At 70.9% G+C, this 15,825-nt stretch carries 15 protein-coding genes; 7 read left to right on the top strand and 8 right to left on the bottom strand.

Going from position 1 to position 15,825, the window contains the following annotated elements; genetic code table 11:
* The first annotated feature begins 168 nt into the window (after positions 1-168).
* Complete coding sequence (locus OOJ98_RS18615; protein WP_267056021.1) at positions 169-735, top strand: Uma2 family endonuclease; 567 nt, start codon at positions 169-171, stop codon at positions 733-735.
* Between the two features lie 347 nt (positions 736-1,082).
* Here the strand turns inward: OOJ98_RS18615 and OOJ98_RS18610 are convergent, their stop codons facing one another.
* Positions 1,083-3,125, bottom strand: coding sequence for an N-6 DNA methylase (locus OOJ98_RS18610; protein WP_267056020.1), 2,043 nt, complete (start codon positions 3,123-3,125; stop codon positions 1,083-1,085).
* A 618-nt stretch (positions 3,126-3,743) separates the two neighbouring features.
* Here OOJ98_RS18610 and OOJ98_RS18605 point away from each other — a divergent pair.
* Positions 3,744-6,992, top strand: a complete 3,249-nt coding sequence (locus OOJ98_RS18605) for a tetratricopeptide repeat protein (protein WP_267056019.1) — start codon at positions 3,744-3,746, stop codon at positions 6,990-6,992.
* Between the two features lie 82 nt (positions 6,993-7,074).
* On the opposite strand, the gene OOJ98_RS18600 is transcribed toward OOJ98_RS18605, so the two are convergent.
* The gene (locus OOJ98_RS18600) at positions 7,075-7,326 is read right to left on the bottom strand and encodes a hypothetical protein (protein ID WP_267056018.1); all 252 of its coding nucleotides are present in this window, start codon (positions 7,324-7,326) and stop codon (positions 7,075-7,077) included.
* Positions 7,319-8,200: a mycothiol conjugate amidase Mca gene (gene mca / locus OOJ98_RS18595; RefSeq protein WP_267056017.1), complete on the bottom strand. Its 882-nt coding sequence runs from the start codon at positions 8,198-8,200 to the stop codon at positions 7,319-7,321. Before mca ends, OOJ98_RS18600 begins: the two co-directional genes overlap by 8 nt.
* Positions 8,201-8,327: 127 nt before the next feature.
* Here mca and OOJ98_RS18590 point away from each other — a divergent pair, with 127 nt between their 5' ends.
* Positions 8,328-8,729 (top strand): DUF4307 domain-containing protein, encoded by a 402-nt coding sequence (locus OOJ98_RS18590; RefSeq protein WP_267056016.1) that lies wholly within the window; start codon positions 8,328-8,330, stop codon positions 8,727-8,729.
* A 204-nt stretch (positions 8,730-8,933) separates the two neighbouring features.
* The gene (greA, locus tag OOJ98_RS18585; protein WP_267056015.1) at positions 8,934-9,431 is read left to right on the top strand and encodes a transcription elongation factor GreA; all 498 of its coding nucleotides are present in this window, start codon (positions 8,934-8,936) and stop codon (positions 9,429-9,431) included.
* A 117-nt stretch (positions 9,432-9,548) separates the two neighbouring features.
* Here greA and OOJ98_RS18580 read toward each other — a convergent pair whose 3' ends face one another.
* The 4 genes from OOJ98_RS18580 to ilvA all read right to left on the bottom strand — a co-directional run bounded on the left by OOJ98_RS18580 (position 9,549) and on the right by ilvA (position 13,138).
* Positions 9,549-9,887, bottom strand: a complete 339-nt coding sequence (locus tag OOJ98_RS18580) for an Lsr2 family protein (RefSeq protein WP_267056014.1) — start codon at positions 9,885-9,887, stop codon at positions 9,549-9,551.
* Positions 9,888-9,943: 56 nt separating this feature from the next.
* A complete protein-coding gene (locus OOJ98_RS18575; RefSeq protein ID WP_267056013.1) occupies positions 9,944-10,744 on the bottom strand; it encodes an ABC transporter permease in 801 nt (266 codons plus the stop codon).
* Positions 10,741-11,778, bottom strand: coding sequence for an ATP-binding cassette domain-containing protein (locus tag OOJ98_RS18570; RefSeq protein ID WP_267056012.1), 1,038 nt, complete (start codon positions 11,776-11,778; stop codon positions 10,741-10,743). Before OOJ98_RS18570 ends, OOJ98_RS18575 begins: the two co-directional genes overlap by 4 nt.
* Before the next feature lie 130 nt (positions 11,779-11,908).
* A complete protein-coding gene (ilvA, locus tag OOJ98_RS18565) occupies positions 11,909-13,138 on the bottom strand; it encodes a threonine ammonia-lyase (protein ID WP_267056011.1) in 1,230 nt (409 codons plus the stop codon).
* Between the two features lie 154 nt (positions 13,139-13,292).
* Between ilvA and OOJ98_RS18560 the strand changes: the two genes are divergently transcribed.
* The 3 genes from OOJ98_RS18560 to OOJ98_RS18550 are packed head-to-tail and all read left to right on the top strand — an operon-like array spanning position 13,293 to position 14,607.
* Positions 13,293-13,796, top strand: coding sequence for a MarR family winged helix-turn-helix transcriptional regulator (locus tag OOJ98_RS18560; RefSeq protein WP_267056010.1), 504 nt, complete (start codon positions 13,293-13,295; stop codon positions 13,794-13,796).
* A 33-nt stretch (positions 13,797-13,829) separates the two neighbouring features.
* Positions 13,830-14,321: a sigma factor-like helix-turn-helix DNA-binding protein gene (locus tag OOJ98_RS18555; RefSeq protein ID WP_267056009.1), complete on the top strand. Its 492-nt coding sequence runs from the start codon at positions 13,830-13,832 to the stop codon at positions 14,319-14,321.
* A gap of 34 nt (positions 14,322-14,355) precedes the next feature.
* Positions 14,356-14,607, top strand: coding sequence for a hypothetical protein (locus tag OOJ98_RS18550; RefSeq protein WP_267056008.1), 252 nt, complete (start codon positions 14,356-14,358; stop codon positions 14,605-14,607).
* A 51-nt stretch (positions 14,608-14,658) separates the two neighbouring features.
* On the opposite strand, the gene OOJ98_RS18545 is transcribed toward OOJ98_RS18550, so the two are convergent.
* The gene (locus tag OOJ98_RS18545) at positions 14,659-15,813 is read right to left on the bottom strand and encodes a cystathionine gamma-synthase (protein ID WP_267056007.1); all 1,155 of its coding nucleotides are present in this window, start codon (positions 15,811-15,813) and stop codon (positions 14,659-14,661) included.
* Positions 15,814-15,825 lie beyond the last annotated feature (12 nt).

Raw genomic sequence — 15,825 nt, 5'->3', positions numbered from 1 at the left:
CCCAATCCTCGCGCACCGGCCCCCACGACGCGGCTGCGCCACGGGTCGGGGTGCGAACGGGGGGTGCGACGGGCGGGCACCGCTGACACCGGGCAGCGCGACATCGACGGACAGTAGGCTGGCCTCAGCAGCACCGGGACTGCTGAGGCTTCCTCGAAGGAGGTACACATGACCGCCGAGATGGTGGCGCCCGCGTGGATGCACACGCAGATCAGCGCGGAGCAGTACGACTCCTGGTCCGAGGAGCAGTGCGCCGGCATCGAGATCGTGGACGGGATGGTCGTCGTGAGCCCGAGCGCCTCCAAGCGCCACAACCGGCTGGCCCGCATCCTGGCCAACGCCCTGGACGCCGCCGCGGGCCCGGACTGGAACGCGGACACGGACTTCGACGTCCGCTTGCAGGACGTTCCCCTCACCAACCGCCGTCCGGACGTCATCGTCTACCGGGCCGAGACCATCGACCTCACACCCACCCGCCCCGAGCACGTGCTCCTGGTCGTCGAGGTCGTGTCACCCGGTTCGGAGACAACCGACCGCGTCGTGAAGGTCGACCAGTACGCCAAGGCAGGCATCCCCTTCTACTGGCGGATCGAGCAGGCCGCCACCGGCGTCCCGATCGTCTACACCTACGTCCTCGACCCCGCCACCAAGGCTTACAGGGACGGCGAGATGTTCACCGGCGTAGTGAAGGCCACTGCGCCTTTCTCCATCGCTGTCGATCTCAGGGTCACCTGAGAAGTGGAGAGGGCGCCTGCGGTCGGCACTTGACCGTCAGTGCCGACATCGCAGTTCCCGGCGGCCTCCTCAGGGCGGCCGGCGGGAACAACCGCCTTGGCTCGGGGCCCAGTTGCACTTCGAGCAACCTATCCACCCGTACATCTGAGCCGTCGCCCACAGCACGTCGGGCACGACGTCCATCGCCGCCTCCTCGGCAGGCTCGCGGCAGCATTCCACGAGGGTCACGTGGCCGAGTCCATGTCGCTATCCCTCTTACCGACGCCCGTAGCACGACGGCAAGCGAATGGAATCCGGCCGAACCGAAATCCTGCTGCGCCGGGCTCTCGTCTCGCGCCCCACCGCGCTCACCTAGTCAGAAAGCTGTTCAGTGCCCTGTCGCGGATGTCCCGCGTTTCGGCCAACTGTTCCAGCAACCGCTTCTCGTGGGCGCCGAACCTTTCCAAGACCTCACCGATGGACCTCTGGGCATCGAGATCGGGAAGGGCGACGGGCAGCATGCCAAGTACCTCCAGCGAAATAGTGCGCAAGGCGTGACTCCCGGTCGAATGGGCGTCGAGCCAATTCCGAGCGCCTGGGCTGCGCAGGAATGCCGCCAGATAATGGGAGTCAACGGTGTCCGGCGGCCTGATCACAAAGCATCCGGTGCCACAGACCCAGCCCGCCTGTTCCCGTCCGGCCACGGCGCAGCGCCCGAGATCGCCCCGACGGGCGACCACGACGTCCCCGGGATTCAGCCGAAAGCGGTCAAGCCGTTCCGCATGCTCCTCGGAGATGTACTTGATGCCGTCCTCGATGAACCCGATATCTGAGATGTCCTTGGGCATCACCACAGGAACTCCCCCGGCCTGTACGTAATTCTGGGCCGGCACCAGGCTTCCCGAAGGCCCTGCGAGCAGACGAACGGGACCACCACGGACGGACGTGCCGCCGCCCACCACGTCCCTCAGCGGCAGGTTGTGACATGGGATGCCGTCCTGCGCCAGCTGATCCTGCGTTTCGGCGATCTGTGCCAGTTCCTCGCCATGCGCGGATGTCTCGCGGTTGTGGCGTTGGAACGCGGCCAGCGTTGCGCTCAGGCTCGCGGCCCCACCCTGCGCTGCCTCCGTCCGAAGATATGATCGCGGGTCCAAATTACCCGCATTTTCGATGAGTTCGGCGTAGGCGACCGATCGAGAGAAACCAGGTTCGTCCGTACCCTCCGCGCCTTCGCGCCAGCGATGAAAGCGATCCGCGATGCGTTCGATGTCTTCTCCGGACAATACGCGCGGTCGCTCCGCCACCTGGCCCGCGGCTCTTCGCGCGTCGACAAAGAACACCGAGTCGGGACTGTGCTCCGGGCGAGATGCGAGGCCTCGCCCGAGGACCCAAACGTCAACGGCGATATTGGTACCCGCAAACAGGCGTGCCGGCAGGGCGATCACACCAAGAACCGCGCCCACAGCAACCATTTCACGGCGGATCACGGCCTCCGCCCCGCCCGCCCAAGCCGCCCGAGCAGGCATCACCACCGCCGCGGTACCGCCCTCCTTGAGCTGAGACCAAGCAAGCTGCAACCAGGCGAAGTTGGCGCTCGACTCCGGTGGTGCGATGATCTGCTGCTGTCCCCACCCCTCAAGTCGTTGATTGAACGGTGGGTTACTCAGCACCCGGTCGGCGCGGCCCAAGTTCCGATCCTGCAGCAGCGTCGCCGGATCTGCTGGCTGCACCTGCGGCACACTCACGCCGTGGAGGGCCAGGTTCAACATCGCCGGACGCACGTTGTTCCGATCCACCGCATACGCCTCGAACGAGTTGCCGCCGACACCCCCCCGGCCAGCCAGATATCGAGCGGCGGCCGCGAGCACGCTTCCGGTACCGCAGGCCGGATCCATGATCCGGTCTCCGAGGCCGGGCTCGGTCAGCTCGACCAACAGGTCAGCGACCCCTCGCGGCGTGTAGAACTCACCGCCCGGCAAAGCTCCTTCAGCGGCATGCCGTTGGAGCAGAAGCTCAGAGACATCGGCCGCCTTGGCCTCTCGAAGGCCGGGGCTCGACTCCAACGCCGCCACGAAAGCCGTCATCCAGGCGGCATCGTCCGACTCACTCCCAAGATCGAGGTCGGCGGACCAGGGCAGCGGAAACCCCGGCCGCCTAGCCGCCTCCTGCAGAGCACCCCGCAGGTCTGCCACCGGGGAGAACCCGATGGCGGCCTCAGCCGACGCACGATTCCACCGCTTGACGAAGTCGCTATCGGGTCGGCCTTCCGCCGCCGCGAAGTCGGCCAGCACCAGAATCGCCAGCATCACGTCGAGGTCCCCGGCCGTACCGCGGCCGCGCCGGTAGGGCACGTAGGACCGCCACAACCGCTCGGCGACTTCCGCTGCCCGGCCCGCCGCTTGTCCGATCATCGAATGCCTCTCCTTCTCGACCCTTCTTGCCCTATTTGACATGACTGATGAAGTACGCCCCCGCGATGACCGCGATCAGGAGGGACAACCTCAGCGTTGCCCCCGTGGTCTGCATGGCCTTGCCCAGCAGTTCGATGAACGCCCTCATTGCTCCCGACTCCCTCGGTAGGAAATATGCGCAGCTCTTCTGCGCATGCAAGAGATCGTTCGACTGCACGGGCTGAACCCCCCACAGATGATCGATCTGCCCCGAGATTAGCGTTGAATCGCTGGGCTACGAGTGGCTGCCATAGCCCGGCGCGTCATCTGCGCAGCGTAGCTGCGCACACTCCCACACACGCTTAGTGCAGCTCCAACGGGTCGGATGTCTGAGGCGTCTGAGCCGCCGACGCAACCAATGACGAGTAAGCGCGTGAGCCAGATCACACGCAGGGCTGAGGTTCGGCACGGACCACAGCTGCTGGCGTCACCACCGCGTGGTGCAGGAAGTAGGGCCAACGCCCCACAATCCCCCTCCCCCACAAGGGAGATGATCCGCCGACTCCCTCGCGCCCGGCCACGTCACGCACGACACTGGATGCGCACGCGGACGACGGGGCTCTCTTGAGGGGGACGGATATGCGGGACAGCCATCGGGCCGAGGCCGAGAGGCTGTTGGTGCGGGCCGTGGAGGAAGAGGTGCGGCGCTCCGGCGGGCGGTCCGACGGCAGCGCGCTGCTCTCCCGGGGCCGGGGCGCGCTCGATGCGCTGGCCGAGAGCGCGGCGGAGGAGTACGCGGCGTACACCGACGCGCTGGACGAGGCGGCGGTCGGGCAGCTCTCGTTCGGGGAGCGGTTCCGGCGGGACGGGGGAACAACGGGCGTACTGGCCACGGGTGTTGGCGCGCTCGTCGCCGTGGTCGTCGATCTGGCGCTGGGGCTCGGCGCGGGCGGCGCGGTGGGCACGGGCGCGGCCGTGCTGGTGGCCGGGGCCGCCGCCACGGTCGCCAAGGTGACGCTCTCGCACCTGCCGGCCGCGCACCGCAGGGCCGGGGCGCTCGCCCAGCCCGGCGGCCTCGAACAGCTGCGGCTGCAGTGGCTGACCGCGCTCGAAGTACGCGGCATCCGGCCCTTCCTCGACCAGCAGCGGGCGGTGAGTCCCAAGCCGCAGCAGAAGAAGAAGGTGCCGACGCAGCTGCGCGGCACCGACAAGAGCGCGGCGGCCCGACGCAGGTCGGTCCTCGAGCAGTCGTTCGGTCATCTGCCCGACCCGCAGGGCCCGTTCGCGGGGCGGCGGCCCGAGCTGGCGCGGATCGCGCAGTGGGTGCAGGCCGCCCGCGCCTCGACCGAGACCCGCCCGGTCGTCGTCGTCCTGCACGGCGCACCGGGCTCGGGCCGCAGCACCCTGGCGCTGCGGGCGGCGCACGGGCTGCGCGACCAGTTCCGCGGCGCCTGCCTCGTCGACATGCGCGGCGGCGGCCTCGCGGGCGAGCACCCGCTGCCCACCCGCGACGCGCTGCTCCACCTGCTCAACCGGCTCGGCGCGCCCCGCGAACAGCTCCTCTTCCGCAACGGGGTCTCCCCCGACCGGGCGGAGCCGAGCCCGCGGGGAAGGACCTCGCCCGAGCAGCAGGTACGCCGGCTCACCGAGCTCTACCACCAGCATCTGACGGACCTCCCGGTCACCGTCGTCCTCGACGACACCGACGACGCGGAGCAGGTGAGCACTCTGGTGCCGCAGCGCTCCGAGGGCCTGGTCCTCGTCACCTCGTCCAAGCCGCTCGACCTGCCCGCCGACTTCCCCGCCTGGGTCCACCAGCTCGCGGTCGAGCCGCTGGACGCGGCGGGCGCCGAGGAGCTTCTGCGGGAGGCCGCCGAGGGGACGGACACCGATCCCTACGACGGCGAATCGGCCGAGCTGGTACGGCAGTTGTGCGGCGGGCTGCCGCTGGCGCTGCGCGTCGCCGGGTCCTCGCTCGGGCCGCGCTCGGCGCGGGCGCTCGCCGCGGATCTCGGCGCGTACGGCCCGGTCGCGCCCACCGAGCGGGCGCTGTGGCTGCGCTACACCGACCAGTCCGAGCCGGCCCGCCGCCTCCTGCGCCGGCTCGCGCTGGCGGGCCGGGCCTCACTGGGCGCGGCGGCCGCGGCGGCGCTGCTCGGCGCGGACGAGCAGGAGGCACAGCGCCAGCTCACCGCGCTCGCCCGCGCCGGGCTCATCGACCATGTGCGCGGCAGCCGCTACCGGCTGCACGACGTGGTGCGGGCCTTCGCCGAGGCGCGGCTCGCCGACGAGGAGGAGCAGGCCGAGCGGGTCGCCGCGCAGGAGCGCCTGATCCGCAACTACGCCGAACTCGCGGACGCGGTGGGCCGCATGGTCGACGGCAAGATGTCGACGCGGGCCGGTCAGTTCGGCGGTCACGGCTTCCCCTCGCTCGACGCGGCGCTGCGCTGGCTGGACGACGAGTCGAGCTTCATCACGGCGGCCCTGCGCCAGGCCGAGGGCGTCGACCAGGAGGCCGTCCTCAGCCTGCTGGGTGCGCTCTGCGACTACTGCCTGCTGCGCGGCGACCTCTACCGCCTGGGCGAGATCAGCGAGTTGACGCAGGCCGTCGACCAGGGGCTGCTCGTACGGTCCGTGCAGTGGCGCACCGGCATCGCGGCCCGCCAGCTCGGCGAGCTCGACACCGCGCGCACCACGCTGTCGTCCGTGGTCAACCTCTACCGCGAGGCGCAGCACGACGCGGGCCAGGCGCTCGCGCTGTGTTCGCTCGGCATCACCCTGCACCACCAGGGCAATCTCGCGGAGGCCGCGGCCCGGCTGCGCGAGGCGATCGATCTCCAGGCGGGCGAGGAGCTGGCGGGCGACCGCGCCTGGTCGCTGCACGCCCTGGCGGCCGTCGAGCGCGACCGCTCGAACCTCGCCGCCGCGCGGACCCTGCTGGCCACCGCCCTCGCCCTGCACCGCGAGAACGAGTCGCTGCACGGCGAGGCGTGGACCCACTTCCAGCTCGGTCAGCTCTATCTGCGCACCGGTGAAGTACCGCGCGCGGAGGGCGAGTTGCGCACCGCGCTCGAACTGTACGGGCGTACGCGTGACGGGCGCGGCGAGGCGTGGGCGCTGACCCAGCTGGCGCGGGCCCGGCTCGTCGAGGGCGACGCGACGGCCGCGGCGGACGGGCTCCGCCAGGCCCTGTCGCGCCACCGCGAGCAGGAGGACGCGCGCGGCGAGGCGTGGACGCTGTACTACCTGGGCCAGGCCCTCGAGGAGCGCGGCGACCGCGACCAGGCGGTGCGGGAGCTGGAGCGGGCCCGCACGATGTTCTCGCGGATGCGCGATGTGTACGGTCTCGCGTGCGCCCGCCACCACTCGGGCCGGGTCACCCGCGACCAGCGGGCCGCCCAGACCGGCAATCTCCGCAATTCGGGCTTCGCGCGGCAGCTCCTGGTCGACGCGCGCGCCGACTTCCACCGCATCGGGGTGGCGCACGGCGAGGCCTGGACCTGTCTGGAGCTGGCGTTGATCGACGCGGGCAACAGCCGTCCGGGCCCGGCGCTCGCCCTGTGCGACGAGGCGACCGCGCTGTTCGCCTCGTACGACGACCGGCGCGGCGGGGACTGGTCGCGCTTCCTGCGCTGCACGCTGCTCCCCTTCGCGGGCGCCGGCGGTGTGGACGTCGGGACCGCGGTGGCGCAGGAGGAGGTGGCCCAGCTGCTGCGGGCCGCGCACGACGCGCGCGACGGCAAGCTGGAGGACTGCGCGGAGGCCTTCGCGCTCATGCTGGAGCGCGGGATCTCCCTGGAGGCGGGGTGGCAGGCCTGGCAGCTGGGCATGGTCCCGGACCGGCACGCCCGGGAGGTCATGGGGGTGCCGGTGGCGTCGGGACGCTGACGCCCGGCCACGGCCGAACGCCGCCCCCGCCCCGCGCCCTGGACGGGCGCGGCGGGGGCGTTCGGCGGCCGGTGGGCCGGGGTCAGGCCTTGTTCGGTGCGCCCTTGGCCGGGGCCGCCGCCGGGGTGTCCGTGGACGGGGAGGCGTCCGGCGCCTCCTCGAAGGAGACCTTCCCCATGTGGCGGTTCATCGACTTCATCAGCATCCACACGCCGAGGGCGAGTGCCGCGAAGACGACGAACCCGAGGACGCCCGGCGTCACCTTGTCGTCGTTGAGTTCGGCGGCCAGCGGGACCAAGTGCGTCATTGCGAGGCTTGCGCTCATATCAGGCATTGTCGCGTACGCCCGCGAAGAGGTCGTCCTCGGGGAGGGAAGTGTCCACGAGCGACTTCGCCAGCTCGTACTCCTCGGTCGGCCAGACGTCCTTCTGGAGGTCGAGCGGAACGCGGAACCAGCCGCCGTCGGGGTCGATCTGCGTGGCGTGCGCGATCAGCGCCTTGTCCCGGATCTCGAAGAACTCGGCGCAGGGAACGTGCGTGGTCAGCGTGCGTTCGGCGCGGCCGAACTCCTTCCACCGCTCCAGCCAGTCGCCGTAGGGGGACTCCATGCCGCGGGCGAGGAGCGCCTCGTGCAGGGCAACCGTGCGCGGCTTGTTGAAGCCCTGGTTGTAGTACAGCTTCTGCGGCTGGTGGGCCGGGCCGAACTCGGCCTCGGGGAACTTCTCGGTGTCGGCCGCTCCGTCGAAGGCCACCATCGTGATCTTGTGGGTCATGATGTGGTCGGGGTGCGGGTAGCCGCCGTTCTCGTCGTAGGTCGTGATGACCTGGGGACGGAAGTGACGGATGGAACGGACCAGACGGCCGGCCGCGGTGTCGACGTCCTCCAGGGCGAAGCAGCCCTCGGGCAGCGGCGGCAGCGGGTCGCCCTCGGGCAGGCCCGAATCGACGAAACCGAGCCACTCCTGGCGGACGCCGAGGATCTCGCGGGCCTCGTCCATCTCGCGCTTGCGGACCTCGTGGATGTTCGCCTCGATGTAGGCGTCGCCCTGGAGCTTGGGATTGAGGATGGAGCCGCGCTCGCCTCCCGTGCAGGTCACGACCAGCACGTCCACCCCCTCGGACACATACTTCGCCATGGTGGCCGCGCCCTTGCTCGACTCGTCGTCGGGGTGGGCGTGGACGGCCATCAGTCGCAGCTGCTCAGTCAAGACTCGATCCTCGGTGACTCAGTAAGTAAACGGGGCGCCCTCTGTGATCCGTGCGTGGGGCGGCTTCTATAGTGACCGAATCGGGGGACGGAAAATTCCGGGTATCCCCACCAGCAGGAGGACGATCATGGCCGCTGTGCGCGAGCAGCTTCCCCAGGGGCGCTACGGGCGCTCGGCGGACCAGCGCGCGGACCGCAAGCTGAAGGTCGTCGGCTCGGTGCTCGGCGCCGCGCTGCTCGGTGTGGTCGTCTGGATCGGCGTGGACTACGTGGGCGGGCAGTCGCTCTCCGCCCAGGTGATCAAGTTCAAGGTCGTCTCGGACACCAAGGTCGAGGTGCACCTCGAAGTGACCAAGGGCAAGGACGCCAAGGGCACCTGCACCCTGCGCGCCCAGCAGACCAGCGGGGACGACGTGGGCCGGGCGGACTTCCGGTTCGACGAGCCGGTCAAGCAGGTCGACCGGGTGGTCACGATCACCACGACCTCGCGGGCCACCGCCGCCGATCTGGTCAGCTGCCAGTCCGGCTGACCGGTCCGCCCCGCCCGCCGTCCGGGCGGCGGACGTCAACCGTGCCGACGTACCGTTTCTGACCTGCGTCGATGAAGTTCTAGCGGTTTATGTCCTCCCCCTGGGGCACCTGAATTGTTAGGCTCGTGGTTTCGCCCACCCAACCAGGCACATGCTTCTGGGTAGGGCGATGCTTTGTATACCCAGTACCGACGAGGAGCACCTGTGACCCAGACCAGCGACAACGTCACCTGGCTGACCCAGGAGGCGTACAACCAGCTCAGGGCCGAGCTGGAGTACCTGTCTGGTCCCGCGCGCACGGAGATCGCCGTAAAGATCGCGGCGGCCCGTGAGGAGGGTGACCTCCGGGAGAACGGCGGGTACCACGCGGCCAAGGAGGAGCAGGGCAAGATGGAGCTCCGGGTGCGCCAGCTGACCCAGCTCCTCGAGCACGCCAAGGTCGGTGAGGCCCCTGCCGCGGACGGCGTGGTGGCCCCCGGCATGCTCGTCACGATCGCCTTCGACGGCGACCCGGACGACACCCTGGAATTCCTGATGGCCTCGCGTGAGTACGCCTCGACGGAGATCGAGACGTACTCGCCGCAGTCGCCGCTCGGCTCCGGCGTGAACGGCAAGAAGGTCGGCGAGGACGCCGAGTACGAGCTGCCCAACGGCAACAAGGCCTCGGTGAAGATCCTCGCGGCCGTCCCGTTCAACGGCTGACGAGCCCGCGCCGAACGGAGCGCCGTACGCACCAGGAAGCCCCCGGCCGCCTTCGAGCGGCCGGGGGCTTCGCGTCGTGTCCCCGCGGCGTGGAGGCCGCCCTGGGGCCGGGCTCCGTTACTTCGCGGCCTTCTCGTAGGCCTCGCGGACCTCGGCGGGGACCCGGCCGCGGTCGTTCACGTGGTGGCCGTTCTCCTTGGCCCAGGCCCTGATGGCCGCGGTGTCGTTGCCGCCGGCGCCGTTCGGCCGTGCGGGCGCCGCCTTGGCCTTGCCGGCGCGGACCCGGCGGCCCGCCTTGGTGAAGGGGGCCACCGCTTCGAGGAACTTGTCGTAGCTCTCCGGAGCGAGGTCGATCTCGTAAGCCACGCCGTCGATGACGATCTGGTGCGTGGCCGCCTCGGTGGTTTCTTCACCCGTGAGGTCATCGGTGTAGATGGTGACGATCTTCTGTGCCATGCAGGGAGTGTAGGCGTGTCCGGAGCCTCCTCGGTCCGTCCCTTCCGCCCGTCCGCTCAGCCCGCCGCCCTGCGGTACTTGCGGACCGCGAGTGCCCGGAAGACCACCAGGATCAGCAGCGACCACAGCACCGAGGCGAGGATCGCGTGCCGCATCGGCCAGGCGTCCGGTGTCTGGAAGCCGGGCGGCAGATTGCCGAACAGCTCCCTGGACGCCTGGACGGTGGTGCTGAACGGGTTCCACTCCGCGATGTGCCGGAAGAACGCCGGCAGGTTGTTGGAGTCCACGAACGCGTTGGAGATGAAGGTCAGCGGGAACAGCCAGATCAGTCCGCCGGAGGTGGCCGCCTCGGGGGTGCGCACGGACAGGCCGATCAGGGCGCCGATCCACGAGAACGCGTACCCGAGCAGGAGCAGCAGGCCGAACGCGGCGAGGGCCTTGGGGACGCCGTCGTGGATGCGCCAGCCGATCAGGAGGGCGACCCCGGCCAGCACCACCAGGGTCACGGCGGTCTGTGCCAGGTCCGCCAGGGTGCGTCCGGTGAGCACCGCGCCGCGCGCCATGGGCAGCGAGCGGAAGCGGTCGATGAGGCCCTTGTGCATGTCGTCCGCGATGCCGGCGCCGGCGCCGGCCGTCGCGAAGGTGACGGTCTGCGCGAAGATGCCGGCCATGAGGAACTCGCGGTAGCTCTGCTGCGAGAGCGAGCCGCCGACCTGGATGGATCCGCCGAAGACGTAGGTGAACAGGACGACGAACATGATCGGCTGGATCAGGCCGAACAGGACCACTTCGGGGATCCGCTTCATGCGGATCAGATTCCGCTGGGCGAGGACCAGGGAATCGCTCAGGGCGCTCACGGGGTCTGCTCCTTCTGTACGTCGGGCCGGCGGACCGTTTCGCCGTCCGGGCCCGGTCCGTCCCCGGTTCCGTCCGCGGTTCCGTCCGCGGCGGTCTCGGCCGCGTGGCCGGTCAGGGAGATGAAGACGTCGTCGAGGGTGGGGCGGCGCAGGCCGATGTCGTCGATCTCGACTCCCCTGGCGTCGAGTTCGCGGATGACCTCGGCGAGCAGCTTGGCGCCGCCGGAGACCGGGACGGTGAGGCGGCGGGTGTGTTCCTCGACCTTGACCGCGCCCTTGCCGAAGCCGGCGAGGACGCCGCGGGCCGGCTCCATCTGGTCGCCCTGGTGGACGACGACCTCGACGCGCTCGCCGCCGGTGCGGGCCTTGAGCTGGTCGGAGCTGCCGCGGGCGATGACCTTGCCGTGGTCGACGACGCAGATGTCGTGGGCCAGGCGGTCGGCCTCCTCCAGGTACTGGGTGGTGAGCAGCAGGGTGGTGCCGCCGGCCACCAACTCCTGGATGACTTCCCACAGTTGCTGCCGGTTGCGCGGGTCGAGGCCGGTGGTCGGCTCGTCCATGAACATGACGGGCGGCGAGACCACGAGGGCGGCCGCGAGGTCGAGGCGGCGGCGCATGCCGCCGGAGTACGTCTTGGCGGGGCGGTCGGCGGCGTCGGCGAGGTTGAAGCGGTCGAGCAGTTCGCCCGCCCGCACCTTCGCGGCCTTGCCGCTCATCTGGTAGAGCCGGCCGACCATGCGCAGGTTCTCGCGGCCGGTGAGGTATTCGTCGACGGCGGCGAACTGGCCGGACAGGCCGATCGCGCGCCGCACTTCGGTGGGATGCTTGAGCACGTCGATGCCCGCGACGACCGCCTTACCGCGGTCGGGCTGGAGCAGGGTGGTCAGGACGCGTACGGCGGTGGTCTTGCCGGCGCCGTTGGGACCGAGCAGGCCGAGGACGGTGCCTTCGGGGACGTCGAGGTCCACGCCGTCCAGAGCCGTGACGTCGCCGAACGTCTTCACCAGGCCTTCGGCATAGATGGCGCCTGGCATGTGAGTACCCCCAGTTTGGGTGTGACTTCCTGGACAAATCCTAGATTTGCCGGGCAGGGAACGCCCGATGGAGCCGGTCGAGCTCGACCGGGCCACACCATAACGCGATACATCGCGTCCTGTCAGCGGTTCAGCCCAGGACGATGTACCCCGCCTCCCCGAGCGCCGCCGTCACCTCGGCGCAGTGCTCGGGCCCCTTCGTCTCCAGGTGCAGCTCGACCTCGACCTCGGTGAGGCCGAGCCGGGGATCGGTCCGTACATGGCTCACGTCGAGGACGTTCACATCGAGCACCGTCAGCTCCCCGAGCAGGGACGCCAGCGCGCCGGGACGGTCCTTCAGGCGCAGCCGCACCGACAGGTAGCGGCCCGCCGCCGACATGCCGTGCCGCAGTATGCGCTGCATCAGGAGCGGGTCCACATTGCCGCCCGACAGGACCGCGACCACCGGTCCGCGGAACGACCCGGGGTCGCTGAGCAGCGCGGCCACCGGGCTCGCCCCCGCCGGCTCCACCACCAGCTTCGCCCGCTCCAGGCAGAGCAGCAGCGCACCGGCGAGCTCGTCCTCCGAGACCGTGCGCACCTCGTCCACCAACTCGCTGACCAGCGAGAACGGTATGTCGCCCGGCCGCCCCACCTTGATCCCGTCGGCCATCGTCGGCGACGGTTCGATCGCGACCGGGCGGCCCGCCGCGAGTGAGGGCGGATACGAGGCCGCGGCCGCGGCCTGCACCCCGACGATCCTGACGTCCGGCCGCAGCGCCTTGACCGCGACGGCGATGCCGGCCGCGAGCCCGCCACCGCCGATGCCGACGACGATGGTGCGCACCTCGGGGCACTGCTCCAGGATCTCCAGGCCCACCGTGCCCTGCCCCGCGATGATGTCCGGGTGGTCGAAGGGGTGGATGAAGACCGCGCCCCGCTCCTCCGCGTACGCCTGGGCGGCGGCCAGCGTCTCGTCGACGACCGTGCCGTGCAGGATCACCTCGGCGCCGTAGTGCCGCGTCGCCGCCACCTTCGGCAGCGGGGCGCCGAGCGGCATGAACACCGTGGAGTGCACCCCGAGCAGCGACGAGGCGAGGGCCACGCCCTGCGCGTGGTTGCCCGCGCTCGCCGCGACCACCCCGGCCGCCCGCTCCTCGGGCCGGAGCCCCGCGATCCGTACGTACGCGCCGCGCAGCTTGAACGAACCGGTGCGCTGGAGGTTCTCGCACTTGAGGTGGACGGGGGCGCCCACGAGCGACGACAGGTGGCGCGATCCTTCCATCGCGGTCATGCGGGCCACGCCCGACAGCATCTTCTGCGCGCCGCGGACGTCGTCGAGGATCAAGTGGTGCAGGGGGCTGGGCGTACCGAAGCTCATGACCTCAAGTCTCGCAGCTCACCCCCGCCCCGGCCGTCCGGATTCCGGGCGCCGGGGCAGTTGTCCACAGGATTGTGCACCGCCGGTACGTATGCCGGTCCGGCCGCGTACTCTTTCCCCACCACACCGACACCCGCACGAGAGAGCCCCGGCCATGCCGCCAGTTCAGGACATGACTCCTCCGCTCGACCCCGGCCTCCTCGATGCCCTCCAGCACCAGGTGGCCGTGTTCGCCCGCCGCGCAGAGCAGACCAGGCTCGGCGGCGTCGGACAGGTCCGCAACTCGATGGACCGGGCGGCGTACCTGCTGCTCAACCGGCTCGACCTGGAGGGCCCGATGGGCGTCAAGGCGCTCGCCGCGGGCATGGGGATCGACTCCTCGACCGTGACCCGCCAGGTCGCGCCGCTCGTCGACACCGGCCTGGTCAAGCGCACCTCGCACCCCGAGGACGGGCGGGCCGTCGTGCTCCAGCTGTCCCCGCGCGGCCAGTCCCGCCTCGAAGAGGTGCGCTCCTCGCGGCGCGAGCTGATGGCACAGGTCACGGACGGCTGGACGGACGACGAGCGGGAGTCGTTCTGCGCGCTGCTGACCCGCTTCAACTCGGCGCTCTCGGCCCGCCAGTCGGCCTCGCACGAGCCGGCGCCGCCGACCTCTTGACCCGGAGCTCGCGCCTGCCCTCATATGAGGCTCATGCGCGAGCGGCAGTTCACCCGACACCGCCGCCGCACCCGGGAGTTCGAGGCATTCGTCGCGGGCGCGGGGGGCCGGCTGCTCCATGCCGCCACCCTGCTGACCGCCGAGCCGCCCGACGCCAACCCGCGCGCCCGGCACCTGTTGACCGCCGCCCTCGCCGAGACGTACGCGCGCTGGCACCGGCTGCGCGGTGAGGATCCCTACGACCGCACCCGCCAGGAGCTCGCCGCCCGATTCGCCCGCACCGCCTGGCGCCACCACCGGCCGGCCGTGCCCGGCATCCCCCGGCCCCCCGCCGACGAGGGGATCCTCGCGCGGCTGACCCCGCAGGAACGCCTGATCCTGGTCCTGCGCCTGCACGAAGGGGTCGCCGAGGAACAGACGGCGGCGCTTGTCGGCCTGCCGGTCGACCGGGTCCGCGCCATCTGCACCCGCGCCATCACCGCGATGCGCTCCACCGCGGCGCCCGCCCCCGGCGCCGCACCGTGACGCGGCGCGCGGGCCGGGAAGGGCGGGCCCGGCGATGAGTACGCCCGACCGCAAGACCGCCGAGGTCCGCCGGCTCCTGGAGAGCGCGGCGCACCCGGCCGTACCCGCCGAACTCGCCGACCGGGCGGCCGAGTTGGGCCTGCGGATGCTGCGCAGACGGCGCGCGGTGCGGCGGTTGCTGTGGCTGCTCGTCGCGGCGGCCGCGGTCGTCTTCGCGGTCTGGGCCTCGATCGCCCAGCCCTGGGTGGCGCCGCCGTCCACGGTGACACCACCCGTCGGGATTTAGGGGCCGGCCCTCGGACGGACAGGACAGGCCGGCCCCGGACCCCGTGCCTCGCTAGCCGAGCGCCTGCTGGAGGTCGGCGAGCAGGTCGTCCGCGTTCTCGATGCCCACCGACACCCGGACCAGGTCCGCGGGGACTTCGAGGGCGGAACCCGCGACGCTGGCGTGCGTCATCCGGCCGGGGTGCTCGATCAGCGACTCGACGCCGCCGAGGGACTCACCGAGCGTGAACAGCTTCGTACGGTTGCAGACCTCGACCGCCGCCTCCTCGCCGCCCTCGACGCGGAACGACACCATGCCGCCGAAGGCGCGCATCTGCTTGGCCGCCACCTCGTGACCGGGGTGCTCGGGCAGCCCCGGGTACAGGACGTGGCTGACCTTGGAGTGCCGGGAGAGCATCTCGGCGACCTTGCCCGCGTTCTCGCTGTGCCGGTCCATGCGCACCGGAAGCGTCTTGATGCCGCGCAGCACCAGCCAGGAGTCGAAGGGCCCGGCGACCGCGCCCATCGCGTTCTGGTGGTACGCCAGCTCCTCGCCGATCTCCGCCGAGCCGGTGACGAGCGCGCCGCCCACGACGTCGGAGTGACCGCCCATGTACTTGGTCAGCGAGTGCACCACGATGTCCGCGCCGAGCGAGAGCGGCTGCTGGAGGTAGGGGCTCGCGAACGTGTTGTCGACGACGAGCCGGGCGCCGGTGTCGGCGGCGACCTGGGCGACGGCCGCGATGTCGGTGATGCCGAGCAGCGGGTTGGACGGCGTCTCGACCCAGATGACCTTCGTGCGGTTGGTGACCGCGGCCCGTACGGCAGCCGGGTCGGAGGTGTCGGCGACCGACCACTCGACGCCCCAGCGCGAGACGACCTTCGCGAACAGGCGGAACGTGCCGCCGTACGCGTCGTTCGGGATCACCACGTGGTCGCCGGGCGCCAGCAGCGTACGCAGCAGGCAGTCCTCCGCGGCGAGCCCGGAGGCGAACGCGAGGCCGCGGCGGCCGCCTTCGAGGGCCGCCAGATTCTCTTCGAGGGCGGTCCTCGTCGGGTTGGCGCTGCGGCTGTACTCATAGCCGCCGCGCAGCCCGCCGACGCCGTCCTGCTTGTACGTGGAGACCTGGTAGATCGGGGGTACGACCGCACCGGTCAGCGGATCCGCGGTGTTCCCGGCGTGGATCGCGAGGGTCTCGAAGCTCTTGTCGTGGTGCTCGTGGCTCATGAGCCAGAGCCT

This window comes from Streptomyces sp. NBC_00083, assembly GCF_026343295.1.
Taxonomy (GTDB): Bacteria; Actinomycetota; Actinomycetes; order Streptomycetales; family Streptomycetaceae; genus Streptomyces.
The sequence above is the reverse complement of the archived record's forward strand: the minus strand, read 5'-3'. Positions and strand labels throughout refer to the sequence as shown.